This is a genomic window from Pseudomonas sp. LAIL14HWK12:I1 (assembly GCF_003202095.1).
GTDB classification, from domain to species: Bacteria; Pseudomonadota; Gammaproteobacteria; order Pseudomonadales; family Pseudomonadaceae; genus Aquipseudomonas; species Aquipseudomonas monteilii.
Genome location: NZ_QJKG01000001.1, coordinates 866,232 through 890,837, shown reverse-complemented (window position 1 = coordinate 890,837; position 24,606 = coordinate 866,232). Strand labels below are relative to the sequence as shown.

24 protein-coding genes are annotated in these 24,606 nt (G+C 63.1%); 12 read left to right on the top strand and 12 right to left on the bottom strand.

Features of this window, described 5'->3' with window-relative positions; genetic code table 11:
* Positions 1 to 38: 38 nt before the first annotated feature.
* Positions 39 to 1,340 carry a mechanosensitive ion channel family protein gene (locus D906_RS04040; protein WP_016711891.1) on the bottom strand — a complete coding sequence of 434 codons (1,302 nt, stop codon included), beginning with the start codon at positions 1,338 to 1,340 and terminating at the stop codon, positions 39 to 41.
* A gap of 103 nt (positions 1,341 to 1,443) precedes the next feature.
* On the opposite strand from D906_RS04040, the gene D906_RS04035 reads away from it, so the two are divergent.
* Positions 1,444 to 2,805, top strand: coding sequence for a DEAD/DEAH box helicase (locus tag D906_RS04035; RefSeq protein ID WP_016711890.1), 1,362 nt, complete (start codon positions 1,444 to 1,446; stop codon positions 2,803 to 2,805).
* Positions 2,806 to 2,868: 63 nt separating this feature from the next.
* Here D906_RS04035 and D906_RS04030 read toward each other — a convergent pair whose 3' ends face one another.
* Positions 2,869 to 3,141, bottom strand: a complete 273-nt coding sequence (locus tag D906_RS04030) for a hypothetical protein (protein ID WP_019099143.1) — start codon at positions 3,139 to 3,141, stop codon at positions 2,869 to 2,871.
* A gap of 207 nt (positions 3,142 to 3,348) precedes the next feature.
* Here D906_RS04030 and D906_RS04025 point away from each other — a divergent pair, with 207 nt between their 5' ends.
* Complete coding sequence (locus D906_RS04025; RefSeq protein WP_019099142.1) at positions 3,349 to 3,744, top strand: hypothetical protein; 396 nt, start codon at positions 3,349 to 3,351, stop codon at positions 3,742 to 3,744.
* Between the two features lie 106 nt (positions 3,745 to 3,850).
* Positions 3,851 to 4,777, top strand: coding sequence for a DMT family transporter (locus D906_RS04020; protein WP_025753882.1), 927 nt, complete (start codon positions 3,851 to 3,853; stop codon positions 4,775 to 4,777).
* Here the strand turns inward: D906_RS04020 and D906_RS04015 are convergent.
* Positions 4,774 to 5,940 (bottom strand): MFS transporter, encoded by a 1,167-nt coding sequence (locus D906_RS04015; RefSeq protein WP_027615325.1) that lies wholly within the window; start codon positions 5,938 to 5,940, stop codon positions 4,774 to 4,776. The genes D906_RS04020 and D906_RS04015 overlap by 4 nt on opposite strands.
* 106 nt (positions 5,941 to 6,046) lie before the next feature.
* Between D906_RS04015 and D906_RS04010 the strand changes: the two genes are divergently transcribed.
* Together D906_RS04010 and D906_RS26725 are read left to right on the top strand one after the other, a co-directional pair.
* Positions 6,047 to 6,940, top strand: coding sequence for a LysR family transcriptional regulator (locus D906_RS04010; protein WP_019099639.1), 894 nt, complete (start codon positions 6,047 to 6,049; stop codon positions 6,938 to 6,940).
* A 124-nt stretch (positions 6,941 to 7,064) separates the two neighbouring features.
* The gene (locus D906_RS26725) at positions 7,065 to 7,193 is read left to right on the top strand and encodes a PA1414 family protein (protein WP_009683677.1); all 129 of its coding nucleotides are present in this window, start codon (positions 7,065 to 7,067) and stop codon (positions 7,191 to 7,193) included.
* 70 nt (positions 7,194 to 7,263) lie between these two features.
* Here D906_RS26725 and D906_RS04005 read toward each other — a convergent pair whose 3' ends face one another.
* Both D906_RS04005 and speB read right to left on the bottom strand, forming a co-directional pair.
* Positions 7,264 to 8,643: a sodium:solute symporter gene (locus D906_RS04005; RefSeq protein ID WP_016711884.1), complete on the bottom strand. Its 1,380-nt coding sequence runs from the start codon at positions 8,641 to 8,643 to the stop codon at positions 7,264 to 7,266.
* Between the two features lie 133 nt (positions 8,644 to 8,776).
* Positions 8,777 to 9,727, bottom strand: a complete 951-nt coding sequence (speB, locus tag D906_RS04000) for an agmatinase (protein ID WP_003254586.1) — start codon at positions 9,725 to 9,727, stop codon at positions 8,777 to 8,779.
* A 226-nt stretch (positions 9,728 to 9,953) separates the two neighbouring features.
* Here speB and D906_RS03995 point away from each other — a divergent pair, with 226 nt between their 5' ends.
* The 3 genes from D906_RS03995 to D906_RS03985 all read left to right on the top strand — a co-directional run bounded on the left by D906_RS03995 (position 9,954) and on the right by D906_RS03985 (position 13,214).
* Complete coding sequence (locus tag D906_RS03995) at positions 9,954 to 10,847, top strand: LysR family transcriptional regulator (protein ID WP_016711883.1); 894 nt, start codon at positions 9,954 to 9,956, stop codon at positions 10,845 to 10,847.
* Between the two features lie 136 nt (positions 10,848 to 10,983).
* Positions 10,984 to 12,549 (top strand): PAS domain-containing methyl-accepting chemotaxis protein, encoded by a 1,566-nt coding sequence (locus tag D906_RS03990; RefSeq protein WP_027615324.1) that lies wholly within the window; start codon positions 10,984 to 10,986, stop codon positions 12,547 to 12,549.
* 65 nt (positions 12,550 to 12,614) lie between these two features.
* Complete coding sequence (locus D906_RS03985; protein ID WP_019099638.1) at positions 12,615 to 13,214, top strand: tRNA-uridine aminocarboxypropyltransferase; 600 nt, start codon at positions 12,615 to 12,617, stop codon at positions 13,212 to 13,214.
* A 41-nt stretch (positions 13,215 to 13,255) separates the two neighbouring features.
* Here D906_RS03985 and D906_RS03980 read toward each other — a convergent pair whose 3' ends face one another.
* From D906_RS03980 to D906_RS03970, 3 genes are all read right to left on the bottom strand, one after another.
* Entirely contained in the window at positions 13,256 to 14,614 is a 1,359-nt protein-coding gene (locus tag D906_RS03980; protein WP_027615323.1) for a TolC family outer membrane protein, read from the bottom strand.
* A 311-nt stretch (positions 14,615 to 14,925) separates the two neighbouring features.
* Positions 14,926 to 15,291, bottom strand: a complete 366-nt coding sequence (locus D906_RS03975; protein ID WP_025753879.1) for a YbaN family protein — start codon at positions 15,289 to 15,291, stop codon at positions 14,926 to 14,928.
* A 7-nt stretch (positions 15,292 to 15,298) separates the two neighbouring features.
* On the bottom strand, positions 15,299 to 15,886 hold the full coding sequence (locus D906_RS03970) for a YecA family protein (RefSeq protein ID WP_019099635.1): 588 nt from the start codon (positions 15,884 to 15,886) through the stop codon (positions 15,299 to 15,301).
* A gap of 244 nt (positions 15,887 to 16,130) precedes the next feature.
* On the opposite strand from D906_RS03970, the gene recQ reads away from it, so the two are divergent.
* Together recQ and D906_RS03955 are read left to right on the top strand one after the other, a co-directional pair.
* Positions 16,131 to 18,278 carry a DNA helicase RecQ gene (recQ, locus tag D906_RS03960; protein WP_019099634.1) on the top strand — a complete coding sequence of 716 codons (2,148 nt, stop codon included), beginning with the start codon at positions 16,131 to 16,133 and terminating at the stop codon, positions 18,276 to 18,278.
* A gap of 150 nt (positions 18,279 to 18,428) precedes the next feature.
* Positions 18,429 to 18,866, top strand: a complete 438-nt coding sequence (locus D906_RS03955; RefSeq protein ID WP_016711876.1) for a MarR family transcriptional regulator — start codon at positions 18,429 to 18,431, stop codon at positions 18,864 to 18,866.
* Positions 18,867 to 18,898: 32 nt separating this feature from the next.
* Here the strand turns inward: D906_RS03955 and D906_RS03950 are convergent, their stop codons facing one another.
* Entirely contained in the window at positions 18,899 to 21,082 is a 2,184-nt protein-coding gene (locus D906_RS03950) for a patatin-like phospholipase family protein (protein WP_019099633.1), read from the bottom strand.
* 67 nt (positions 21,083 to 21,149) lie between these two features.
* On the opposite strand from D906_RS03950, the gene D906_RS03945 reads away from it, so the two are divergent.
* On the top strand, positions 21,150 to 21,431 hold the full coding sequence (locus D906_RS03945) for a SelT/SelW/SelH family protein (RefSeq protein ID WP_003259082.1): 282 nt from the start codon (positions 21,150 to 21,152) through the stop codon (positions 21,429 to 21,431).
* On the opposite strand, the gene D906_RS03940 is transcribed toward D906_RS03945, so the two are convergent.
* Together D906_RS03940 and D906_RS03935 are read right to left on the bottom strand one after the other, a co-directional pair.
* Positions 21,432 to 22,319 (bottom strand): DMT family transporter, encoded by an 888-nt coding sequence (locus tag D906_RS03940; RefSeq protein WP_027615322.1) that lies wholly within the window; start codon positions 22,317 to 22,319, stop codon positions 21,432 to 21,434.
* A 121-nt stretch (positions 22,320 to 22,440) separates the two neighbouring features.
* Complete coding sequence (locus D906_RS03935; RefSeq protein ID WP_027615321.1) at positions 22,441 to 23,208, bottom strand: AraC family transcriptional regulator; 768 nt, start codon at positions 23,206 to 23,208, stop codon at positions 22,441 to 22,443.
* A 126-nt stretch (positions 23,209 to 23,334) separates the two neighbouring features.
* Between D906_RS03935 and D906_RS03930 the strand changes: the two genes are divergently transcribed.
* Positions 23,335 to 24,147 (top strand): UDP-2,3-diacylglucosamine diphosphatase, encoded by an 813-nt coding sequence (locus D906_RS03930; RefSeq protein ID WP_016711873.1) that lies wholly within the window; start codon positions 23,335 to 23,337, stop codon positions 24,145 to 24,147.
* A gap of 24 nt (positions 24,148 to 24,171) precedes the next feature.
* On the opposite strand, the gene D906_RS03925 is transcribed toward D906_RS03930, so the two are convergent.
* The gene (locus D906_RS03925) at positions 24,172 to 24,483 is read right to left on the bottom strand and encodes a DUF962 domain-containing protein (RefSeq protein ID WP_016711872.1); all 312 of its coding nucleotides are present in this window, start codon (positions 24,481 to 24,483) and stop codon (positions 24,172 to 24,174) included.
* Between the last annotated feature and the right edge of the window lie 123 nt (positions 24,484 to 24,606).

The window sequence follows — 24,606 nt, the reverse complement described above, 5'->3', positions numbered from 1 at the left end:
CTTGAAAAGCGAAAGGGCTGCAATGCAGCCCCTGTGATTCAAGCCTCGCTCATCGCTTCCAGGCGGCGCGGCGCCGATTCCGGCGTTGTGCGCCCCGCCAACCCGGCCCGCATGTCATTGCCACTTGGCTGCTGATAAAGGCCCAAGCCGAACTCCGGCAACACGGCCAGCAGATAGTCGAAAATATCCCCCTGGATGCGTTCGTAGTCTGCCCATACCGTGGTGGTGGTGAAGCAGTAGATCTCCAGCGGCACACCCTCGGCGGTGGTCTGCATCTGTCGCACCATGCAGGTCATGTTCGGGTGTACGTTGGGGTGGTTCTTAAGGTAGGCCAGGGCAAAGGCGCGGAAGGTGCCGATGTTGGTCAGTTTGCGGCGGTTGGCCGCCAGCTCCGCCACCGGCCCCAGGGCCTCGTTCCAGTTTTGCAGCTCCTGGCGCTTGCCGGCCAGGTAGTCGCCCAGCAGCTGCACCTGGCTCAGGCGCTGTTCCTCTTCGCGGGTGAGGAAGCGTACCCCAGCGGCATCAATGAACAAGCTGCGCTTGATCCGCCGGCCACCGGACTGCTGCATGCCGCGGTAGTTGCGGAACGACTCGCTCATCAGGCGCCAGGTGGGGATGGAGACGATGGTCTTGTCGAAGTTCTGTACCTTGACGGTGTGAAGGGTGATGTCCACCACATCGCCATCGGCACCCACCTGCGGCATTTCGATCCAGTCGCCCACATGCAGCATGTCGTTGCTGGTCAGCTGCACGCTGGCGACGAACGACAGCAGGGTGTCCTTGTACACCAACAGCAGCACCGCCGACATGGCACCCAGGCCAGACAGCAGCAACAGCGGCGAGCGGTCGATCAGGGTGGCGATGATGACGATGGCGGCGAAAATCCACAGCATCATCTTGGCCAACTGCACGTAGCCCTTGATCGAGCGGGTGCGGGCGTGTTCGGTGCGGGCGTAGATGTCGAGCAGGGCATCCAGCAGGCACGACAGCGCCAGGGTCATGAACAGCAGCGTGAAGGCCAGGGCGACATTGCCGAGGAAGTGCTGGGCGGTGTCGGACAGCTCTGGCACCAGCTTCAGGCCAAACTGCAGCACCAGCGACGGTGTGGTTTGTGCCAGGCGATGGAACACCTTGTTGTGGCGCAGGTCGTCCAGCCACTTCAGCGCCGGTTGGCGTGCCAGCAGGCGGGCGCTGTGCAGTACCAGGAAGCGTGCCAGCCGGCCGATGACCAGGGAAATCAGCAGCAGCACCGCCAGGCCAATGGCCGCGTGCAGCATGGGGTGTTGGTCGAGGGTGCCCCACAGGTCGAGGGAGTCACGCCAGATTCGTTGGATATCCATGGGCTTGCGTACAGTCTTGTTGCGAAACGAAGTGCCATTAGAGCGCGGATGGCGGCAAAGTTGCCAAAAGAAATTCGGCTAAGCCGGCAGAAAACGTTACCCTATGCAACTGAATTTCCCGCACTTGCCCGAGGTTACCTCCGTGTTCTCCCAATTCGCCCTGCATGAACGCCTGCTTAAAGCCGTGGCCGAGCTTAAATTTGTCGAGCCAACCCCGGTGCAGGCCGCGGCCATTCCCCTGGCCCTGCAAGGGCGTGACCTGCGTGTGACCGCGCAGACCGGCAGCGGTAAAACGGCAGCCTTCGTGCTGCCGCTGCTGAACCGCCTGGTCGACCTGAAAGGTGGACGGGTAGAGATCCGCTCGCTGATCCTGCTGCCGACCCGCGAGCTGGCCCAGCAGACCCTCAAGCAAGTGCAGCTGTTCTCGCAGTTCACCTACATCAAGGCGGGCCTGGTCACCGGCGGTGAAGACTTCAAGGAACAGGCCGCCATGCTGCGCAAGGTGCCGGACGTGCTGATCGGCACCCCGGGCCGCCTGCTGGAGCAGCTCAATGCCGGTAACCTGGACCTGTCCCACGTGCAGGTACTGATCCTCGACGAGGCCGACCGCATGCTCGACATGGGCTTCGCCGAAGACATGGAGCGCCTGTGCAAGGAGTGCGAGAACCGCGAGCAAACCCTGCTGTTCTCGGCCACCACCGGTGGCGCGGCCCTGCGCGACATCATCGGCAAGGTGCTGAAAGACCCTGAGCACCTGATGCTCAACAGCGTGTCGCAGCTGGCCGAAGGCACCCGCCAGCAAATCATCACCGCCGACCACGACCAGCACAAAGAAGCCATCGTGCAGTGGCTGCTGGCCAACGAAACCTTCGACAAGGCGATCATCTTCACCAACACCCGCGCCCTGGCCGACCGTATCTACGGCCACCTGGTGGCCAAGGACGTGAAGGCATTCGTGCTGCACGGCGAAAAGGACCAGAAGGACCGCAAGCTGGCCATCGAGCGCTTCAAGCAAGGCAGCTCCAAGGTGCTCGTGGCCACCGACGTCGCAGCCCGCGGCCTGGACATCGACGGCCTGGACCTGGTGATCAACTTCGACATGCCACGCAGCGGTGACGAGTACGTGCACCGTGTGGGCCGTACCGGCCGCGCCGGTGGCGAAGGCCTGGCAATCTCGCTGATCACCCACAATGACTGGAACCTGATGTCGAGCATCGAGCGCTACCTCAAGCAGCAGTTCGAGCGCCGGGTGATCAAGGAAGTGAAGGGTACTTACAGCGGGCCGAAGAAGGTCAAGGCGTCGGGCAAGGCTGTTGGGGCCAAGAAGAAGAAGGTAGACAAGAAGGGCGGCGATAAGAAAGCTGCCGCCAAGCGCAAGCCGACCGCCAAACCGAGGCCAAATGCACCGCTGGCCAGCGCTGATGGCCTGGCGCCACTGAAAAAGCGAAAGCCGGCTACTGAGTAACATTCAGTAGCGGTGTTGGCTTCTTCGCGGGCTTGCCCGCGAAGAGGCCAGCACAGGCGCCAACTACTCAGCCTTCTTCTCCGCCGTTTTCAACTCCTTGATCCGCTGGTCAATCAGCTGACACTTGTCGGGCAAGTCCTTGCTCGCCGTCTCCAGGTCCATCCCCTGAAGCTCGTCATTGATCTCCTTGGCCTTCTGCGGGTTCTGCTCGGTCAATTGGGTAACCAGCCCGGCCAGCTCTTCACGTTTCTGCGTAGCTTCTTCCGGTGTGCAGGCCCAGGCGGGCAGGGCGCAGGACAGGGCGATGGCGCAAGTAAGGGGCAGCAGCGGTTTCATCCTTTGTACCTCCAGCGGTGGTTATGCGCGGTGGAGGGCAAAAGGCGCGGGCAAGTTCAGCGATTGCGACCGATGGCGATAACGGTTAGTCATCCAGCGAGGTGGGGCACTCATATCGTGGCTCTCATTTAACTTTCCGGAACGTCACCACTCACTCTCCGGTCCCAACCTGTGTACCCCTTCCGTCCACAGCTGGAGCCCATCACCATGAGCATCCCCTACGACTGGGACCTGATCGAGCGCTTGTTGCACGAGGTGCAGAACGGCGCTGGTCACAGCTTTACCCCACGCCCCTATGCCGAGCAGCACGCAGCATCGCTGGCTGCCAAAGGTGAGCCGGTGGGAGACCTGGACCTGCTTAAAACCCTGGCCTGTGAGTACGAGAAGCTGCTGTTCAAGCGTGGCTTCATCGCAAGCCGGCCTGAAGAAGAGGGCGGCAATGGCGAAAACTTTGTGTTGACCGAGCGCGGTTTGCGCCTGATGAGCCTGATCGATAGCAGCATCCCCGGCTTCGAGCACCCGCGTCAGGTGCTGGACGAGCAGGCGGATGCGCTGGATGAAGCCACCTTCGAACAGGTGTCAGCGAAGGCGCAGATTGCTTGAGGTCGTTTTGAGGCTGGCAAGGGTGGGCACGGAAACCCGATAATCGGTAACTTCTGAATATTGCCGAGCCCTTGCCCATGCCGACGATCACCCCTGAGGCCCGCCCATGAGCGCGGTCCGCAAGAACCCTGACGCCTTCGCTTTCCAGGTGATGCTGGGGCTGTGCCTGATCTGGGGTTGCCAGCAGGTGCTGATCAAAACCGCCGCCGTGGATATCGCCCCGGTGATGCAAGCGGCCCTGCGCAATGGTATCGCCGCCGTTCTGGTAGGCCTGATGTTGTGCTGGCGCGGTGGCTGGGAACAGGTCGGCAGTACATGGCGCGCCGGGGTGGTGGCGGGTGGGTTGTTCGGCCTTGAATTCCTGTTCATTGCCGAGGGGCTGAAGCTGACGTCGGCCGCGCACATGTCGGTGTTCCTCTATACCGCACCGGTGTTTACCGCGTTGGGCTTGCATTTCCGGTTACCCAGCGAGCGCCTGAGGCTGTTGCAGTGGCTGGGGATTTTGCTGGCATTTGGTGGCATTGCCATGGCGTTTGCCGGTGGCATGTCGTTCGAGGAGATGGATGGCCGCATGCTGCTGGGTGATGCCTTCGGTGTAATCGCCGGCCTGGCCTGGGGCGCGACCACGGTGGTGGTGCGTTGCTCACGGCTGTCGGAGGCGCCGGCGACCTTGACCCTGTTCTATCAGCTGGCGGTGGGTTTTGCCGGGCTGTTGCTGATTGCCTTGCTCAGTGGGCAGATCGGGGCCGTGTCGCTGACGCCATTGGCCATGGGCAGTGTGCTGTTCCAAGGGATTGTGGTGTCGTTCGTCAGCTACCTGACCTGGTTCTGGTTGCTGCGCAAGTACCTGGCATCAAACCTCGCTGTGTTTTCGTTCATCACCCCGCTGTTCGGGGTGACCTTTGGTGTACTGCTGCTGGATGAGCCGCTGAGCGTCAACTTTGTGATTGGCGCGTTGATGGTGCTGCTCGGGGTGATTCTGGTAAGTGCCGAGCCTTGGGTGAAGAAGCAGTTACGGCGGTATGTAGGTTAAAGGTTTGCCGGGCAGGCGCCGCCGGCCCGCTCGCTGCGTGCCAACCGCACCAGCCCCCCGGCCACCACCAACCCGCCTGCCGCCGCCATCAGCGCCGGCTGCAGCCCGCCGCTGTTTTGGATGCTGAGTGCTGCCAGCAGCGGGCCACTCAGCTGCCCCAGGGCAAAGCATGCGGTCAATAGCCCGGCATTGCGTTGCGTGGCATGGGGTGCCAGCTCTCGCGAGCGTTGCATCACCAGTTGCATGCAGGCCAGGAACGGCCCGCCACACAGCACCACGCCCAGCGCCAGCCCGGTGCCCCCGCCCAACAGGCAGGCCAGCACGCCGACCCCTTGCAGCCACAGCGTGGCGGTCAGCCAGGTTGAGGTGCGGCCGCCACGGCGCAGGCTTACCAGCAGCACGCCCAAGGCCGCCGCCAGGCCAAACGCCGGCCAGAACAGGTCGGCCTGCCACTGCCCCTGGAACTGTTGGCTGGCCATTTGCGACAGGAAGGTGGCCGGCAGGATGTAACCGACGCCGTAGAGCGCATACACCAGCCCCAGGCGGCCAATGCCCACGCTGCGGGTCGGGCCTTGGCGCATTGGCGACGGGGCTGGCGCCGCTTGCAGGGCGCGTGGCAGCCATGGCCGCACGGCCAGCAACATCATCAGCGCCGCCACGGCATAGATCAGCCACAGGGCTGCCGAGCCCAGCCCCAGCACATGCGACACCAAGGCCAGCAGCCCGGTCATGGCAATGCCCAGGCCTGGCCCGGCGAACACCAGGGCGCCTTGGCGCTGGCGGTTGTGTGCATTGGCCACTTGCTGGCTGAGGCTGGTGATCATCACCAGCACCCACGCACTGGCCACGCCGGTACCAAAGCGCAGCAGCAGGTGGCTCCACAACCCCTCAGCGGCCCACGAGGCCAGGGTCAGCAGCACGCACAACCACAGCCCACCCTGCAGGCGCAGTCGCACCTGGCCGGGTGAGCGGGCGAATATGGCATCTACCGCGCCAATGAAATAGCCCAGGTAGTTGGCTGCCGCGACCAGCCCGGCAACCGCCAGGTCGAACTGGCCTTCGGCGATCAGTTGCGGCAATTGTGGCGTGAGGGCGAAACGGCCGATGCCCATGGCCATCATCAGCGCCACGGCGCTGGCCAGCAGTTGGATAAGTGGCGACATGACAAGTCTCCTGCACGGATGTAAGCGATAGCCGGCAGGTTAGGGCGGTTTCTTTTTCAATAAAATTGAATAATGATGATCAAGTTGTTCTGTTTTGGAGAATGCCGTGGAATTCAGCCAGCTCCGTATCTTCCAGGCCGTTGCCGAGGAAGGCTCGGTCACCCGTGCCGCAGAGCGTCTGCATCGGGTGCCGTCAAACTTGTCGACGCGCCTGCGCCAACTGGAAGAGCAACTGGGCGTCGAGCTGTTCCTGCGTGAACGCCAGCGCCTGCAGCTATCGCCAGCGGGCAAGGTGCTGCTGGACTACGCACACCGCATGTCGGCCTTGCGCGACGAGGCGCTGGCTGCCGTACGGGGCGGCCAGCCGGCCGGGGATTTTGTGCTGGGGACCATGTACAGCACGGCGGCAACCCATTTGCCGGCGTTGCTGGCGCGCTATCACCAGGCCTACCCGGCGGTGAACCTGCAGGTGCGCGCTGCCCCTAGCGGCGAGCTGCTGGAAGGCTTGCTAAGCCACCGCCTGGATGCTGCCCTGGTGGATGGGCCGCTGAACCTGGCCGGGCTGGATGGTGTGCCGTTGTGTGACGAGCATCTGGTGCTGATCACCAGCCCGGAGCACCCGGCAGTGCATACCGCCCAGGATGTGGCAGGGAAGGCCGTGTTCACGTTCCGCCAGGGCTGCTCGTACCGCATGCGCCTGGAGGCCTGGTATGCCCATGCGCATACCCCTATGGGCCGGGTCATGGAGATCGAGTCTTACCAGAGCATGCTGGCCTGCGTGATTGCCGGCGCAGGCGTGGCGATGATGGCCCAGTCGATGCTCGACAGCTTGCCAGGGCGCGACCGGGTAAGGGTGCACCGTCTGCAAGCACCGTTCGATCAGGCGGTCACCTGGCTGATGTGGCGTCAGGGTATGCGCGGTGCCAATTTGCAGGCATGGATCGACCTGCAACAAAGCGAAACGATTAACCAGTCGTCGGAATGCGCCGTTACGGCTTGATCCGCGTCAAAATGGCCCTTATCTGTAAGATCAGAAGCATGCGTAATACAGGACATCGGGCTATGATCTGTATGAAACATCGCAGGATTGATTTGCCGTGAGGCTGACCCGTCAAGGGGGCATTATGAATAAACCACTGTCCAACTGGCTCCACGACCTGGCGGTTGCCTTGGGGCTGATTCCACCACCCTTGCAGCCGGTGCCGATCCCGACTGATGAAGAGCAGCGCAAGCGCCAGCCGCGTCGTCGCTGACAAAAACAAAGGCCGCTGCACCTGAGTAGGTGCAGCGGCCTTTTTGTGTCTGCTGATTGTTTATTGCCTGTCAGGCCAGATTCACTGCACCGACGGGTTTACGGGACATCAGGCTAACCACCACAAAGCTCACCAGGCCAACAGCCAGGCTGTAGTAGATCGGCGTATTGGCCTCCAGCCCGTCCTTGAACATGAACAGCAGCGCGGTGGCAAAGCCCAGCGACATGCTGGCAATGGCGCCGGCGGTGGTCGCACGCTTCCAGAAGATCGCCCCGATCAGCGGGATCAGCATGCCGCCGACCAGCAGGTTGTAGGCCAGGGTCAGTGCGTTGATCACGTCGTTCACCATCAGCGCGATACCCAGTACCACCAGGCCGGTGAGCAGGGTGAACAGGCGGCTGACGCCAAGGCTCGACTGCTTGCCGCCACGCAGTTTGGGCAGCAGGTCTTCGGTCACGGTAGTCGAGGCCGCCAGCAGGCCGGCACTGGCGGTGGACATCATGGCTGCCAGCGCTGCCGCCATCAGCAGGCCACGGATGCCATCGGGCAGGGTGGTCTTGATCATTTCGGCGAACGCATTGTTCGGGTTGGCCAGGTCGGGCATCAGCACATGTGCAGCCATGCCGATCGCGGCGCAGGCCAGGCCGTACAGCACGCAGTACACACCAGCGGTGGTACCGGCACGCTGGCAGACTTTCTCGTCACGGGCGGTGAACACCCGCTGCCAGATGTCCTGGCCGATGAGGATGCCGAAGAAGTAGATCAGGAAGTAGGTGATGATGGTGTCCCAGCCAATGGTGGTCAGCTGGAAGCTGGCCGCCGGCAGCTTGGCCACCAGGGTGTCCCAGCCACCGGCCTTGTACAGGCACACTGGCAGCAGGATGAACATCAGGCCGACGGTTTTGATCACGAACTGCACGATGTCGGTCAGGGTCAGCGACCACATGCCGCCAATGGTGGAGTACAGCACCACTACACCGCCGCCGAGCATCAGCGAGGCCCAGAATGGCAGGTCCAGCAGCACTTGCAGTACGGTGGCCATGGCCAGGGTAGAGGTCACGCCGATCATCAGCGCGTAAGCCAGCATGATCACGGCGCTGGCCTGGCGAGCGGTCGGGTTGTAGCGCTGCTCCAGGACCTGAGTCACGGTGAAGATGCGCAGGCGCAGCAACGGTTTGGCGAGGAACAGGTTGATGGCGATGATGCCCAGGCCCAAGGCTGCACATAGCCAGAAACCGGAAATGCCGTGGACGTAGCCCAGGCGTACGGTGCCAACGGTAGAAGCACCACCCAGCACGGTCGTGGCCATGGTGCCCATGTACAAGACAGGGCCGAGGTTGCGCCCGGCTACCAGGTAGTCTTCGTGGGTTTTCGCGCGCCGCATGCCATACCAGCCAAGCCCGAGCATGCCGGCGGTATAAATCATTACAACAATGATGTCCAAGGCCATTGGGGGTCTCCCGATTATCTTTATTATGGCGAGATCGACCACGCGGGCGGTTGCACGGCGCCCGGCGGTCTTGTCGTGTTGTTGGCGGGCCTCAGTGGCCCTCCCTCATGGCTCCTGCCGGGGTGTAGCAGTATTAGCGACGCACTACGCCCGGTAGCACGCAGAGCATTTCGAACAGCAGGTTGGCACCGAGCAGCGAGGTGTTGCCGGTGGTGTCGTAAGGCGGGGAGACTTCGACAAGGTCACAGCCGATCAGGTCCAGGCCGTGGCAGCCGCGAATGATCTCCATCGCCTGGATGGTGGTCAAGCCGCCGATTTCCGGGGTGCCGGTGCCAGGTGCCCAGGCCGGGTCGATGCCGTCGATGTCGAACGACAGGTAAACCGGGCCGCCGCCGACTTTTTCCCGCACTTCGGCCATCAGTGGCTCCAGCGACTTGTGCCAGCACTCTTCGGCCTGCACCACACGGAAACCCTGGCGGCGGCTCCAGTTGAAGTCGTCAGCGGTATAGCCCTGGGCGCGCAGGCCTATCTGCACCACGCGGTCGCAATCGAGCAGGCCTTCTTCCACAGCGCGGCGGAAGGTGGTGCCGTGGGCGATCTTCTCGCCGAACATGTGGTCGTTGACGTCGGCGTGGGCATCGATGTGCACCAGGCCGATCTTGCCGTGCTTCTTGTGCAGTGCGCGCAGGATCGGCAGGGTGATGGTGTGGTCGCCACCCAGGGTCATCGGGATGACATTGTGCTCGACGATCTCGTCATACGCTTCTTCGATGATGCGCACGGCGTCCAGCAGGTTGAAGGTGTTGATCGCTACGTCGCCGATGTCGGCCACCGACAGCGAGTCGAACGGTGCAGCACCGGTGGCCATGTTGTACGGGCGGATCATCACCGACTCGGCGCGAATCTGCCGTGGGCCGAAGCGGGTGCCGGAGCGCAGCGAGGTGCCGATGTCCAGCGGCACGCCAATGAAGGCGGCATCCAGGCCTTCGGCGCTCTGCAGGTGGGGAAGACGGAGCATGGTGGCGATGCCGCCGAAACGCGGCATTTCGTTGCCGCCCAGTGGTTGGTGGAGAGTCTTGTCCACGGTGGGCCTCATCAGTCGGTCGATTGTTCTGTTTGTTCGAACCTGTGCCGCCGCGCGCCATTTCAAGTGTGGTTTTGCCGGCGGGCAGGGACATTTCGGCCAAGTCTGCTGAAGGTAGTGGCGGGGAAGAATCGCTACCGACAAAAACTTAGTTCAGGAATTTCTGAACTAAAGGCGGGCAGAGCGGTTAGACTGCGCGCAAATACCCCTGCGGAACCGTTGCACCATGGCCTCGACCTTGCCCGACCTGAAACTGCTGCGCATCTTTATCAGCGTGGTGCGCCACCAGGGCTTTGCCAACGCCCAGCGCGAGCTGAACCTTTCAACCTCGGCCATCAGTACTTACATGAGCCAGTTGGAGGGGGCCTTGGGTATCGTGTTGTGTCACCGTGGCCGGGGCGGCTTCAGCCTCACCAGCAAAGGCGAACTGTTCCACCAGGAAACCCTGCGCCTGTTGGCCGAGCTGGACGGCTTCGAGCAGTATGCCGCTGCCCTCAAGGGTGAACTGCGCGGCACCCTCAACCTTGGGGTGATCGACTCCACGGTCGGTGACCGGGCCTTGCCGCTGGCCGAAGCCATTGGCGCCTATAGCCAGGAGCACCCGGCAGTGCACCTGCACCTGTCGGTGTCCAGCCCCTACGAGCTGCAACTGGGTGTGCAGGACAACCGCCTGGACCTGGCCATTGGCGCATTCTCCTCGCGCATGAGCGGCCTGCTGTACCAGCCGTTGTACCGTGAGCAGCACTGGTTGTACTGCAGCAGCCGTCACCCGCTGTATACCGAGCGGCGTATCCCTGAGCCGGTGGTGACGCAGCAACGCATGGTCGGGCGTGGCTACTGGAGCCAGGCCGAGTTGGCCCGGCATGGTTTCAAGCACAGCGCGGCGACGGTGGAGAGTATGGAGGCGCAACTGATCCTGATTCTGTCCGGGGCCTATATCGGCTATTTGCCCGAACATTACGCCCAGGCCTGGGTCGACAAGGGCGACTTGCGTGTGCTGTCGCCGTCGACGTTTGGTTACCAGGCCCCGTTTTCGCTGATCATCCGTCGCGGGCGTAGCCGTGAACCCTTGATCCAGACCTTCCGCGACCTGCTGAAAAGCCAGCTCAACGTGGGCTGAGAAGCAAGGTGTTCATGCATTCCGTCGGGAGGCGCTAAATTCCGGCAAAAGCAGACCGCTAACCTGATAGCGCTCTGCTACATATCAACTTGCGCTGATGATTTTCCCTCATTTCATCCTGCAAGGATCGCCCAAGATGCGCATGAATTTGCCCGTCACTGAGCACGAAAGAACCTTTTCCAGCGATCAACGCCTGATTTCCACCACGGACCTGAACAGCCGCATCACCTACTGCAACGACGCCTTCGTGGCGATCAGCGGTTTCACGTACGACGAACTGGTCGGCCAACCCCACAACCTGGTGCGCCACCCGGATATGCCGCCGGCGGTATTCGGGCATATGTGGGAGACCATCAAGCAAGGCAAACCGTGGATGGGCGTGGTCAAGAACCGGGCCAAGAACGGGGACTATTACTGGGTCAGCGCCTATGTCACGGCGATCTACGAGCAGGGCCGCATCAGTGGCTACGAGTCGGTGCGCTCGGTACCCACGCGCGAGCAGATCCGCCGTGCCGAGGCGCTGTATGCCCGCCTGCGGGGCGGCAGGGCTGCCGTGCCATGGGCGGCGCGGCTGGGGCATGGGCTGGGCCATGGCTGGCCGCTGATTGGCGCAGGCCTGTTGTCGGCAGCCGGTTACCTGTGGTTGCCGCCCTATGCCGCGCTCGGGGTGCTGATGGCCAGCCTCCTGCTGGCCTGGTACCTGGTCGAGCACCGGCAGAACCAAGCCATCCGCCGCACGCTGGCCGAGCACCCCAAGGCCTTCACCAGCCCGCTGGTGGCACTGACCTACAGCGACAACCCGGGCCTGCAAGGCCAGCTTGACCTCGCCATCATCAGCGAGGAAGCACGCTTGCAAACGGCCCTGACTCGGCTGGTGGATGCCGGGGTAGGGGTGAAGTCGAGGGCGGCGCAGTCGTCCGATTTGTCTGACGCCCAGGCGCAGATGCTCGACCGCCAGCGCAGTGAAACCGACCAATCGGCCACGGCCATCGCGCAGATGGCAGCGACCATCCAGCAAGTCACCCACAACGTGCAAAGTACGGCTCATGCGGCGGGTGATGCCGACCAGTTGGCGCAGCAGGGTAGCGAACTGGCGCTGCAGAGCCTCAAGGCCATGGGCAGCATGAGCGATGCGGTCAATGACATCGGCCTGGCAGTCAATGCCTTGGCCGAGCAGACCCAGTCGATCGGCAGTGTGGTCGATGTCATTACCTCGATTGCCGAACAGACCAACCTGCTGGCGCTCAATGCGGCCATCGAGGCGGCGCGCGCCGGCGAGCAAGGGCGTGGGTTTGCCGTGGTCGCCGATGAGGTGCGTTCGCTGGCCCAGCGCACCCGTGCTTCCACCGATGAGATCCACCACATCATCGCCTCGCTGCGCGCAGGGGCAGAGCGGGCCGTGAGCACCGCCAGCCGGGGCGAGCAGATCTCGAGAGACAGCGTGCACAGTGTCGAGGCCGTGCAGGCTGCGTTGAGCGGGATAGCCCAGGCGGTCAGCCGTATCACCGGCATGAGCCAGCAGATGGCGACGGCGTCGGAGCAGCAGAGCCATGTGGCCGAAGATATCAACCAGCAGATCGTGAGGATTGCCCAGCTGTGCGACCAGAGTGCCGGGCAGGCACGGCAGGGGGCTGAAATCAGCCAGGATCTGGAGCGCATGGCGGAGTACCTGCATAGCCTGGCGGAGCGGTTCAATCGTTAAGCGAAGTGGGGGCCGCCAAGCGGGCCCCGGTTCTGTGGCAAACTGTCTCCGCCAAGGAGAACCCCATGCCCAGACCCCGCTGCGAGCGCTGCCAGCGCCCGCTCGACCATTGCCTCTGCCCACTGATCCCCGCGCTCGACAGCCGCACCCGCGTCATCCTGCTGCAGCACCCCAGTGAAACGGCCCATGCCCTGAACACCGCGCGCCTCGCGGCCCTTGGCTTGAACAATGCCGAGTTGCGGATTGGAGAGGTGTTCGATGACTTGAGTGAACTGTTGGCGACCCCCGGTTACCGGCCGGCTCTGCTATTCCCGGGTGACGACGCCCAGGTGCTCGCGGCGTATAGCGAAGCCGAAGACAAACCCTTGCTGCTGATCGTGCCCGACGGCACCTGGCGCAAGGCGCGCAAGCTTTTGTACATGAATCCGTTGCTGCAGGGGTTGCCGAGAGTCACCCTGGGGGCCGTCACGCCTTCACGTTACCGGCTGCGCAAAGCGCCGGAAGCGGGGGCATTGTCGACTATCGAGGCGGTGGTGGGGGCATTGAATACGCTGGAGCAGCCGGCCTGCTTCGATGCACTGCTGGCGCCGTTCGAGGCGTTGATCGAGGGGCAGATCAAGGCGATGGGGATGGAGACGTTTGAGCGTAACCATGGCACCGAGTGAGGGCTGGGGGCCGCAAAGCGGCCCCCGAATCTCAAACCCGATCAACGCATCTCGGGCAGGCGCGCCTCGGTGCGTACTTCAGTGGTAGCCAGGGCCTCTGGCGGCAGCGAGATGTGTTGCTTGCTCAGCAACTCACCCATGGTCGCCAGCACGCGGTAGCGCGAGAACTCCTCGGTATAACGCACTTCGGTGTAGCGGCGGTCGGCGTTGTACAGTTCGTTTTCACTGTCCAGCACGTCCAGCAGGGTACGCTGGCCCAGGCCGAACTGGTCCTGGTAGGCAGCACGCACGCGCTTGGTGGTCTCGGCATATTCACGCGCGGTCGGCAGCTGCTTGCTGGCGTTGTTCAAGGCGTTCCATGCCAGGCTCAGGTTTTCGGTCAGCTCACGCAGGGCGTTGTTGCGGATGTCCAGGGCCTGGTTGATCTTGTGCGCGTCAGACTGCAGGCGGGCCTTGTCACTGCCACCGCGGAACAGGTTGTAGTTCATCTCTACACCGGCCTGCCAGTCGTTGTTGTTGTGGCCTTTCTCGCCGCCGGTGTTGTTGTTGGCACCGGTTGCCAGAATGGCGTCAAAGCGCGGGTAGAAAGTCGACTTGCCCACTTCGTACTGCTGCTCGGCCGCGTTGACGTCAGCCTGGGCAGATTTGATGTAGGGGTTGTTCTGACGCATGCTGTCGCGCGCGCCGTCGAGGGTGTCAGGCACCTCGGCCTTGATGGTCTGCGGGCTTTCCAGTTCGTCCGGCATGCGGCCGATCACGCTGAAGAAGTTGGCCTCGGCATCGGCCAGGTCGACTTCGGCGGTGTCCAGGTTGTTTTCTGCCAGGGCGCGACGTGCGCGGGACTGGTCGAGGTCGGCGGTGCTGCCAACGCCGCGCTCGTTACGCAGGCCGATCTGGTCGTTGACGCGCAGGTGAGCTTGCAGGTTGTTCTTGGCCAGGGTTACCAGCTCGCGGCGCTTGAGCACTTCCAGGTACACCTCCACGGCACGCAAGGCGACATCCTGGGCAACGGCCTGGGTGTAGTAGGCACGGGAGGTGGAGACTGCCTCGGTACGGCCCACTTCATTCGAGGTGTTGAAGCCGTCGAAGATCATCTGCCGCAGGCGCAGCTCGGACTGGGTGTAGTTGAGGGTTTCCTTGTTGTGGTTACCCTCGGCACGGGTAGTGGCGTTGTCCGAACGCTGGCGGCCATAGCCAGCGACCAAATCCACGGAAGGGTAGTAGCCACCACGCGCAAATTTCACGTCCTCATCGGCCGACAGCTTGCTGTTGCGGTTGGAGCTGACTTGTGGGTGGTAGTCCACGGCGCTCTGGACGGCCTCGGTGATCGACATCGCCTGTACGTTGGCACTCGCCAGGGCCAACAGTAATGCACTGGTGATGGGGTTCAAAACGCGCATGGTACATCTCCCTGATCCTGGAATTGATCCTGCTGCTCGCCAAAAAAATGACGATAATGTTATCGCGTATAGTGTTGCAGGTTTTTAACAACACAGCTAAGTACATTCAACGCAATATGTAAGAAGATTTATTCATATCAAATTGCCATATAAGATCTTTATTATCTAAAAAAGACACCAATAAGTGCTGATGGCGAATGCGCGTAAGGCTTACAAAGCCAGTGTCTGCAAGGCTTTCGCGAGGTTCCAGAATTATTCTGGATAAAGGAAGTATCCGTTAGGCGAAAGTGATATTTGGCGACAAAAAAATGTCACTTTGGCTTTTGAAGGGTTTTCTGTCTGAGGATGTACAGGCTGACCAGCACGGCGCTGGTCAGCATGAATGCGCGCGCCCAGAAGAGGGGAACCAGATAGCACGACAGACCAATGCTGGCCCACATCAGGCCGATGGCGTAGACCTTGCCCTTGAGGGGAATGCCTTCTCCACTGAGGTAGTCGCGAATCCACGGCCCGAGCTTGGGGTGGTTGACCAGCCAATGGTGAAAGCGCGGCGAGCTGCGGGCGAAGCAGGCTGCCGCCAATAGCAGGAAGGGGGTGGTGGGCAATACCGGCAGGAAAATCCCCAACACCCCCAGCGCAACGCTGAGCCAGCCGATGGCCAGCAGCAGGTAGCGCACAGGCAGATTAGTGGTGGCGTGGTTTGAGCAGCGCCGGTTTTTCGTCAGGGGCGTGCAGCAGCAGGAACAGCGCGGTCAGCGCTTCGGGGATCTGTACGATCATGTCGTCCTGCAGGTGGGCGTTGCTGGCGATATCGGCGAACTCTGGCTGTTCGTCGAACAGGCCCGAGCCGACCATGATCGGCAGCAGCATCTCGCTCACTTCTTCTTCGGCGTTCTCGAACCAGGCTTCTTCACGCAGGAACACGCCTTCCATGAAGCCGATGCACCAGCCCCGCAGATCGGAATCGTCCGGCTCGTCGGTCAGGTCCAGGTCGCAGGGCAGTTCGAATTCGTCGTCGCTGGCCAGCTGGCGGGCGATGTGCGCCTTGAGGGCAACCAGCGTCGCCTCGATTTCGGTGCGCTGGGCATCGCTGCTGTAGTGCGGCTCTTCGGCGAACAGGGCGTCGATCCACTCGCGCTCCGGTACATCCTCGGCATTGATCGACAGGGCGGTGAGGTAGCCGTGTGCGGCGACATAGTCCAGCGCTTCTTCGTGCAGCTCGTCGGCGTCGAGGAAGGCTTGCAGGCGGGTCAGTTGCTCGGCGAAGGACATTACAGGGCTACCTTGGGGAATAAACGATAACGAATTCTAGCACCTTGCAGCGGCAGCGGGGCAAAGGGAACGTCTATCGCCGTGGTGCCCTGCGCGGTGCGGTGCTGCGGTATACTCCGCGGTTTTTCATCCAGGGGCAGGGTTTACCGGTCGCCTGGCAAAAACCGCTTACGCTTTTGGCGTATGCGGGGCGGGTTTTTCGTCCAGCCTGTTTCCAGGATGGTACGGCGATTTGGAGTTGCACATGCTCGAACAGGCTCAGCGCGTTCTCAAGGACATCTTCGGCTACGACAGTTTCCGAGGGCGCCAGGCAGCAATCATCGAATGCGTGGCCAACGGCGGCGATGCCTTGGTGCTGATGCCCACCGGCGGCGGCAAGTCGTTGTGCTTCCAGGTACCGGGGCTGCTGCGCCCCGGCCTGACGGTGGTGGTTTCGCCACTGATCGCCTTGATGGATGACCAGGTTGCCACCCTTGACGAGCTGGGCGTGCCGGCGGCTGCGTTGAACTCCACGCTGACACCTGAGCAGCAGCGTGACCTGGCCGGGCGCCTGCGCCGTGGCGAAGTGAAGATGCTGTACCTGGCGCCGGAGCGCCTGGTGCAGCCGCGCATGCTCGACTTCCTGCGCGACCTGGACATTTCGCTGTTTGCCATTGACGAAGCCCACTGCGTCTCGCAATGGGGCCACGACTTCCGCCCCGAATACCTGCAACTGGGCCAGTTGGCCGAGCTGTTCCCGCATGTGCCGCGTATTGCGCTCACCGCCACCGCCGACATGCGAACCCGCGAGGAAATCGTCCAGCGCCTGCACCTGCAAGGCGCCGAACGCTTCCTGTCGAGCTTCGACCGGCCCAACATTTTCTACCGCATCGTGCCCAAGGAAGCGCCGCGCAAGCAGTTGATGGCCTTCCTGGGCGAGCGCCGCGGCAACGCAGGCATCGTCTACTGCCTGTCGCGCAAGAAGGTCGACGAAACCGCCGCCTTCCTCTGTGACCAAGGCTTCCCGGCATTGCCGTACCACGCTGGCCTGGCGGCCGAGACGCGCGCGGCCAACCAGCACCGCTTCCTCAACGAGGAAGGGCTGATCATGGTCGCCACCATTGCGTTTGGCATGGGCATCGACAAGCCCAACGTGCGCTTCGTTGCCCATCTCGACCTGCCCAAGTCGCTTGAGGCCTATTACCAGGAAACCGGTCGTGCCGGCCGTGACGGGCTGCCCTCCGATGCCTGGATGGCCTACGGCCTGCAGGACATGGTGATGCTCAAGCAGATGCTGCAGAACTCCGAAGGTGACGAGCGCCACAAACGCATTGAGCAGCACAAGCTCGATGCCATGCTGGCGCTGTGCGAGGAAACCCGCTGCCGCCGCCAGTCTCTGTTGGCCTATTTCGACGAAACCCTCGAACAGCCCTGCGGGCATTGCGACAACTGTGTCGACAAAATCCAGACCTGGGACGCCACAGAGCCGGCCCGCCAGGCCCTGTCGGCGGTGTTCCGCACGGGTCAGCGCTATGGCGTCGGCCACCTGGTCGATGTGTTGCTGGGCAAGGACACCGAGAAGGTACGCAATTTCGGCCACGAGAAGCTGTCGGTTTTCGGCGTTGGCAAGGGCCTGGCCGAGGTCGAGTGGCGTTCGCTGTTCCGCCAGCTGGTGGCACGCGGCCTGGTCGATATCGACCTGGAGGGCTATGGTGGCCTGCGCTTGTCCGACAGCTGCCGGCCGCTGCTGCGTGGCGAGGTCACTCTGCAATTGCGCCGCGACCTCAAGCCGCAGACCACGGCCAAGGCTTCGTCCTCCAGCGGCGGCAGCCCGGCCAGCCAACTGGTGCGTGCCGAAGAGCGCGAGCTGTGGGAAGCGCTGCGTACCTTGCGGCGCAAGCTGGCGGAGGAGCACAGCGTGCCACCCTACGTCATCTTCCCCGACTCGACGTTGCTGGAAATGCTGCGCAGCCAGCCCGTCAGCCTCAGCGACATGGCCCAGGTCAGCGGCGTGGGTGCGCGCAAGCTGGAGCGCTATGGCCAGGCATTCCTCGAAGTGCTGAACAACAGTGGCGGCACCGACGAGGCGCCGAAAGTGGTGCTCGACCTGCGCCACGAGTTGGTCAGCCTGGCGCGCGCCGGCATGACGCCGGCGCAGATCGCCGGGCAGCTCAACTGCAGCGAGAAGAACGTGTATAGCCTGCTGGCCGAGGCACTGGGCCGCCAGGAGCTGAGCCTGGACCAGGCCCTCGACCTGCCGGAAGACCTGCTGATGGAAGTGCAGGACGCCTTCCTGGATGGCGAAGGCGAGCTGCCAGCGGTGTCGGCCATTGCGCCGTTGTTCGGCGCTCGGGTGCCGGAGGGCGTGCTGTATTGCGTGCGTGCAGCGTTGGCGGCGGAGTTCGAGCTGTAAACGGCGGCAGGATCGAAGGCAGAAGCGCCATCCGCTGACCTTTGTCATGCTTTTTGACGATTATCGTACACGCCCGCGCGCCCGAGCCTTGCCTCGTGGCGCCGGCCATGGTTAGCTGCCTAATAATTAGATCCATTCAATGAGTTGCTTATGCCCCTTACCGACAACCAACACCGCTTTGGCATGCAGCTGGCCCAGATGTCCCGGGGTTGGCGTGCCGAACTGGATCGCCGCCTGGCCGGGCTCAACCTGTCCCAGGCGCGCTGGCTGGTGTTGCTGCACCTGGCCCGTTTCGAAGAAGCCCCGACCCAGCGTGAGCTGGCCCAGAGCGTGGGCGTTGAAGGCCCGACCCTGGCGCGCCTGCTCGACAGCCTTGAGGCGCAAGGGCTGGTACGTCGGCAGGCGGTGCTGGAGGACCGTCGGGCGAAGAAGATTGTACTGTGCCCGCCAGCCAAGCCACTGATCGACCAGATCGAGACCATTGCCAACCAACTGCGGGTGGAGCTGTTTACCGGGGTGGACGAGGCGGACTTGCAGGTGTGCATGCGGGTGCATGCGAAGATTCTGGCCAACCTCGAGAAATCCTGAGGGCCCTTGGGGCCGCAAAGCGGCTCCATTGTTCAGAAGGTATGCCCAAGGTTCAGGTAAACCGCCTGTTCATGCGCACTGTTGGTGCCATAGCTGAAGTTCAGCGGCCCCAGCGGCGTCTCCAGCCCCAGGAAGATGCTCGCCGCATTGATGTACCCGCTGTCGAACTCATTGTCGTTGTTCCACGCCCGCCCACGTTCCAGCGACCCGCCAATGTACAGCGGGAAGTCCAGCGGCACGTAGGCCCGTGGCGTCAGCCGGCGGTAGTAGACCATGCGCATCAGGCTCACGTTCTGCCCCGACACCGAGTCCTGGCGGAACCCTGACAGCTGCCGCGCGCCACCGATCACGAAGCTTGACGTCACCACTTCGGCGTCATCCAGCGTGCGCCCGTAGCGCCCGCCCAGCACGAAGGTGTTCGGCCCGCTGCTGATGGCCTTGTCCAGGTTGAACAACCACTGCCGATAATCCTGGTCCGAGTCCAGCGACTTGTCGTACTTGCGCAGGGTCAGGCCTATGTCCTCGCCGCTGTGGGGGAAGTACACGTTGTCGAGGGTGTCGAACGAGTACTTCAGCTCGTAGAAGCCTTCGTTGAAGCTGACTTTGGGCAGGTCCTGGTCGCCGATGCGCACCTCGGCCTCGCCCCACGCCTTGCCCACACCCAGGCGCACTTCGCCGTTGGTGCCGATCTGCCGGCCAACATTCAGGCCAAAGCCGTAGCGCTCCAGGCGGTACTCGGCGATGGGGTCGTTGTCCAGAGTGGCTTCGATGTTCTGCGAGCCGAAGTCCAGGTACGGCGCGATGAAGTAGCGTGAGCCCACGTCCAGCGGCTGGTAGAACTCACTGTACAGCTCTTGCTGGTCTCCGATCTGGCCACGGGTCAGCCATTCGGCACCCAGGCTGTTGATGCCGTTGACCCGGTAGCTGGCACCCAGGTTGAAGGCACTGTCGCCACGCAGGTCGTCCGACAGGTTCAGGCCCAGGCGCAAGTAGTCGGTACCGCCGCGTCGGCCGCGGGCATTGATCACCAGCGTGTTGTCGTCGCCCTTGTGCACCACGCGGTACTGCACCCGATCGAAGTAGTCCAGGCCGTACAGCGTGCCCATGTCGGTCTGCAGGCGGTCCAGTTCCAGCGGGGCATCGATCGGCTGGCGAATGTACGAGCGGATCACATCGTCGCTGACCTTGGAGTCGTTCTCGATCCGGATCGCGGTAATCACCGGTGTGCGCTGGCGCGGCGAGCGGGCCACGGCCAGGCTGCTGTCTTCGGGCTGGCGCAGGCTGGCAAGGCGCGGGTCGAGCAGGCGGGTGGCGCGATAGCCAGCGTCGATCATGTCCCGGGCGCGGCCGAAGTCGGTTACACCAAACGCGGTCAGCGAAGGCTGGATGAGGATATCGTCGCGGTGCAGGCTGGCCAGTTGCTCTTCCGAGTTGCGCCGGGTCATCAGGGTGATCGACTGGTTGAGCACGTCGACCACCGTGGCCAGTTGCTTGCGGTCGCGCAGCGGGGTGCCGATGTCGACCACGATGGCCAGGTCCACGCCCATTTCCCGGGCCACGTCCAGCGGGATGTTGTCGACCATGCCGCCGTCCACCAGCAGACGACCCTCCAGTTCGACCGGGGCGAACACGGCGGGGATCGACATGCTGGCACGGATTACCTGGGGCAGGTGGCCGCGACGGAACACCACTTTTTCACCACTGGCAATGTCGGTGGCCACGGCGCGGAAGGGGATGGGCAGCTTGTCGAAGTCGCGTGTGTCGGCGGTATGCGCCAGCTTGCTCTCCAGCAGCAGCGCGAGGTTCTGGCCCTGAATGACCCCCAGCGGCAGGCCCAGGCTGCCGTCGTCGCGAAAGCTGAGCTTCTGTTTGACGAGGAAATCGCGGTCATCCTGCTTGCGTCGGAACGGCACGTCCTTGCGCGGTGGGGCATCGGACAGGGCCTGTTGCCAGTCCAGTGTGGTGGCGAGCTTTTCCAGCTCTTCGACGCTGTACCCCGAGGCGTACAACCCGCCGACCACAGCCCCCATGCTGGTGCCGGCGATGGCGTCAATGCGCACGCCTTGTTCTTCCAGGGCCTTGAGCACGCCGATATGGGCCAGGCCACGGGCCGCACCACCAGACAACACCAGCCCGACCTTGGGCCTGGCCGGTTCGGCGGCAATTGCCGTGAGGCTGGTGAGGGTGAGCAGAAAGCAGAACAGCAAACGGCGCATCGTGAGTCTCAAACCGTGGGCTAAAGACCGCTAGTATAAGCGGCCCCTTACCTGGAGATGCGCCACCATGGCCGACAGCAAGCCGGAAATCGTCATCACTTATTGCACCCAGTGCCAATGGCTGCTGCGTGCCGCCTGGCTGGCCCAGGAACTGCTCAGCACCTTCGCCGACGACCTTGGCCGGGTGGCGCTGGAGCCGGGCACTGGCGGTATCTTCCGCATCACCTGCAATGGTGTGCAGATCTGGGAGCGCAAGGCCGACGGCGGCTTCCCCGAGGCCAAGGTGCTGAAGCAGCGGGTACGTGACCAGATCGACCCTCAGCGTGACCTTGGCCATAACGACCGCTGATCACGCACCTTCGGGCAGTGGCTGCTTGGGCGGCTGCTCGGCGGCCAGGCGGCTGGACAGCACGATGGCGAAGATGATCAGCGCGCCGCCCAGTAGCATGCGCAGCGTGGGGGTTTCGGCGAACACGACCCAGGCCACGGCAATGCCGTAGACCGGTTCCATGCCGAACACCACGGCGGCGGTACGCGCCTTGATCACCGCCAGGCTGGCCACGAACAGGCTGTGCGCCACGCCGGTGCAGAAGATGCCGAGCAGGGCGATCCACAGCCAGTCCATGGCTGCCACGTCTGCCAGGCCCGGTGCTGCGAAGGGCAGCAGGCACAGGCCCACCACCAGGTTTTGCCACAGCGCAGCCTGAACCGCAGGCAAGCGCCCGGAGCCGGCGCGGTTGGTGAGTGACAGCAGCGAGAACAGCAACCCGGAAAGCAGTGCCCAGAGCAGGCCGCCCGTGGCTTCGCTGGCCAGATCGAAGGCCGGCGTGACCAGGACCAGGCCTATGCTGACCAGCAGTACCAGCACGGCCTCGTTGCGGCGGATGCGTTCGCGGAACAGCAGGCCTTCGAGGATGATGGTAAAGGCCGGGAAACTGGCGAAGCCGAGGGTGGCGATGGCCACGCCGCCGACTTTGACGGCGATGAAGAAGCTGACCCAATGGCCGGCCAGCAGCACACCACCGAGCAGCAGGCGGCGGATGTCCTGACTGCTCAGGCGTTGCCAGCCCGGGCCGGCGAGGCTGGCGAACAGGGCCAGGGCAAGCACGGCGAAGGCGGCGCGGCCGAACACGATGATTGCCGGGCTGGCGCTGGCGGCCAGTTTGCCGAAGACGCCGGTCAGGCCGAAGAACAGCGCGCCAATGTGCAGGGCGCCGAGGGCGGTGCGGTGGTTCATGGTGGTCCTTGCTCAAGATCTCTAATGGCTGTGCCGGCCTCTTCGCGGGCTTGCCCGCGAAAGGGCCGGTACAGGCAAAGTGTAAAGGTTCAGGCAAACCCGTTCTGTCGCAAGACTGCTGTCAGTTATCGCCAGGCTCGCGCCGCAACGCCAAAGGCGTACACCCGAACGCCCGCAACATCGCCGCCGAGAACGCACTCTGCGAGCTATACCCCACCTGCGTAGCAATCTCCCCCATCGGCAACAAGGTTTGTGTCACCAGCCGCCGCGCCTTGAGCAAACGTCGCTGGCGAATGTAGTCCATCGGCGTCATGCCACACTCCGCCATGAATCGCGCATGCAGCCGGGCACTGGAAAGCCCGGCCAGCCGCGCCAGGTCGGCCACCTGCAGCGGGTAGGCGGCATGCTGCTCGATATGCGCATCGAAGGCCGCATAGGGCAGGCGCCGGCTGGCGGTAACGCTGGCTGCTGCGTTGGAGTTGAGGCTGGCCAGCAGCAGCGCCGCGCCTTGCCGGGCAATCAGCGGGTCGTCCATGGGGCTGGCCGCCAACCAGTCCACCAACTGCTGCTGGCGGTCGTCCAGGCCCAGCGCGGCAGGGCAGTCGAGCAGCCGGCGGCTGGCATCGGCATGCTCGCCCAACTGCTCGTGCAACCACTGCTCGCCAGGCACATCGAGCACCAGGCAGTGGCTGCCGCCGTCGCTGGCACAGGTGTGGTGCGCGCCGGCCGGTACCACGACCAGTCCCTGCCGATCGATGCCGGCGCCTTGCCCTTGCACCTCGAACTCCAGGCGGCCGCGCAGGCCGAACACCAGTTGCGGGTGTTCGTGGCTGTGGGCGATCAGGCTGTGGCGGTAATGGCGCAGCGAGAGGATCGGGCCGGCGGTCATGGGAGGTCCTCGCAGGGCAGAAGCCCATTGTGCCTCATTCGCTGCACACCATCACTCGTCACCGTTTTGCCACGGCGCTGTCACGCGCGCCTGCCAGTCTCCAGCAAACTGCGCCGGAGCCTGCCCATGACCCATGCCGAACTGTCCCGCCCCTCGCGCAAGCAACGTGTGCGCACCCTGTGGATCTCCGACGTGCACTTGGGCACTCGTGACTGCCAGGCCGAACACCTGTCGCAGTTCCTCAAGGGCTACCAGGCCGACCGGGTGTACCTGGTCGGCGATATCATCGATGGCTGGAAGCTGCGCGGCGGCATCTACTGGCCACAAGCCCACACCAACGTGATCCGCCGGCTGCTGACCATGAGCAAGCGCGGTACCGAGGTGATCTATGTCACCGGCAATCATGATGAATTCCTGCGCCGTTACTCCAAGCTGATACTGGGCAATATCCAGCTGGTGGACGAGGCCGAGCACCTGACCGCTGATGGTCGCCGGCTGCTGGTGATTCATGGCGACCAGTTCGACGTGATTACCCGTTACCACCGCTGGCTGGCGTTCCTCGGTGACCGCGCCTACGAGTTCACCTTGGTGCTTAACCGCTGGCTCAATCACTGGCGTGCGCGGTACGGCTATGGCTACTGGTCGCTGTCGGCGTACCTCAAGCACAAGGTAAAAGGCGCGGTGAACTTCATCAGCGATTTCGAGGATGCCATTGCCCACGAATGCACCCGACGTGGTTTTCACGGTGTGGTGTGTGGGCATATTCATCACGCTGAAATCCGCAAGGTAGGAGAGGTGGAGTACCTCAATTGCGGCGATTGGGTGGAGTCATGCACGGCGCTGATCGAGCATTGGGATGGCAGCATCGAGCTGTACCGCCTGGCGGATGCCCAGGCACGGGAAGCGCAGGTAGCCGCGGCGATGCGAGAACCGGCATAGAGGGCTGCTGTGCAGCCCAGTTGCCTACAGGCTGATCTTGCCCAGCAGGATATCCCTGAACATCACGAAATCCCCTATCAGGCTGTAAAGCGGATAGGTAAAGGTTGCCGGCCGGTTCTTCTCGAAAAAGAAATGCCCGACCCAGGCAAAGCCGTAGCCGAACAGTGGCACGGCCAGCAACAGCAACCACTTGCCACTGCCAATGGTATAGGCCAGCAAGGCAATCACCAGGCTGGTGCCGACAAAGTGCAGGCGGCGGCAGGTGGGGTTGCTGTGTTCCCCCAGGTAGTACGGATAGAACTCGGCAAAACTGCGAAACTGCGCTGTGCGGTTCATGGCAGTGCTCCGGGATTAATACTTCTGGACAAGATGCACGGCGTGGAGCCTGATTCGAGTCTAGAGTGATTGGCGGGGCCTACCAGTGACAATAGGCGCCAATTGAATATCCTTGGGGTTCAC

What these genes read in the sequence shown, in the direction of transcription:
- D906_RS04015 (WP_027615325.1), bottom strand. Translation starts at nt 5,940, where the DNA reads ATGTCGCCACTTATCCAACTGCTGGCCAGCGCCGTGGCGCTGATGATG.
- D906_RS03955 (WP_016711876.1), top strand. Translation starts at nt 18,429, where the DNA reads ATGCCCCTTACCGACAACCAACACCGCTTTGGCATGCAGCTGGCCCAG.
- D906_RS03935 (WP_027615321.1), bottom strand. Translation starts at nt 23,208, where the DNA reads ATGACCGCCGGCCCGATCCTCTCGCTGCGCCATTACCGCCACAGCCTG.
- D906_RS04035 (WP_016711890.1), top strand. Translation starts at nt 1,444, where the DNA reads ATGCAACTGAATTTCCCGCACTTGCCCGAGGTTACCTCCGTGTTCTCC.
- D906_RS03985 (WP_019099638.1), top strand. Translation starts at nt 12,615, where the DNA reads ATGCCCAGACCCCGCTGCGAGCGCTGCCAGCGCCCGCTCGACCATTGC.
- D906_RS03950 (WP_019099633.1), bottom strand. Translation starts at nt 21,082, where the DNA reads ATGCGCCGTTTGCTGTTCTGCTTTCTGCTCACCCTCACCAGCCTCACG.
- D906_RS04005 (WP_016711884.1), bottom strand. Translation starts at nt 8,643, where the DNA reads ATGGCCTTGGACATCATTGTTGTAATGATTTATACCGCCGGCATGCTC.
- D906_RS03945 (WP_003259082.1), top strand. Translation starts at nt 21,150, where the DNA reads ATGGCCGACAGCAAGCCGGAAATCGTCATCACTTATTGCACCCAGTGC.
- D906_RS03990 (WP_027615324.1), top strand. Translation starts at nt 10,984, where the DNA reads ATGCGCATGAATTTGCCCGTCACTGAGCACGAAAGAACCTTTTCCAGC.
- D906_RS04025 (WP_019099142.1), top strand. Translation starts at nt 3,349, where the DNA reads ATGAGCATCCCCTACGACTGGGACCTGATCGAGCGCTTGTTGCACGAG.
- D906_RS26725 (WP_009683677.1), top strand. Translation starts at nt 7,065, where the DNA reads ATGAATAAACCACTGTCCAACTGGCTCCACGACCTGGCGGTTGCCTTG.
- D906_RS03925 (WP_016711872.1), bottom strand. Translation starts at nt 24,483, where the DNA reads ATGAACCGCACAGCGCAGTTTCGCAGTTTTGCCGAGTTCTATCCGTAC.
- D906_RS04030 (WP_019099143.1), bottom strand. Translation starts at nt 3,141, where the DNA reads ATGAAACCGCTGCTGCCCCTTACTTGCGCCATCGCCCTGTCCTGCGCC.
- recQ (WP_019099634.1), top strand. Translation starts at nt 16,131, where the DNA reads ATGCTCGAACAGGCTCAGCGCGTTCTCAAGGACATCTTCGGCTACGAC.
- D906_RS03970 (WP_019099635.1), bottom strand. Translation starts at nt 15,886, where the DNA reads ATGTCCTTCGCCGAGCAACTGACCCGCCTGCAAGCCTTCCTCGACGCC.
- D906_RS03995 (WP_016711883.1), top strand. Translation starts at nt 9,954, where the DNA reads ATGGCCTCGACCTTGCCCGACCTGAAACTGCTGCGCATCTTTATCAGC.
- D906_RS03930 (WP_016711873.1), top strand. Translation starts at nt 23,335, where the DNA reads ATGACCCATGCCGAACTGTCCCGCCCCTCGCGCAAGCAACGTGTGCGC.
- D906_RS04020 (WP_025753882.1), top strand. Translation starts at nt 3,851, where the DNA reads ATGAGCGCGGTCCGCAAGAACCCTGACGCCTTCGCTTTCCAGGTGATG.
- D906_RS03940 (WP_027615322.1), bottom strand. Translation starts at nt 22,319, where the DNA reads ATGAACCACCGCACCGCCCTCGGCGCCCTGCACATTGGCGCGCTGTTC.
- D906_RS03980 (WP_027615323.1), bottom strand. Translation starts at nt 14,614, where the DNA reads ATGCGCGTTTTGAACCCCATCACCAGTGCATTACTGTTGGCCCTGGCG.
- D906_RS04040 (WP_016711891.1), bottom strand. Translation starts at nt 1,340, where the DNA reads ATGGATATCCAACGAATCTGGCGTGACTCCCTCGACCTGTGGGGCACC.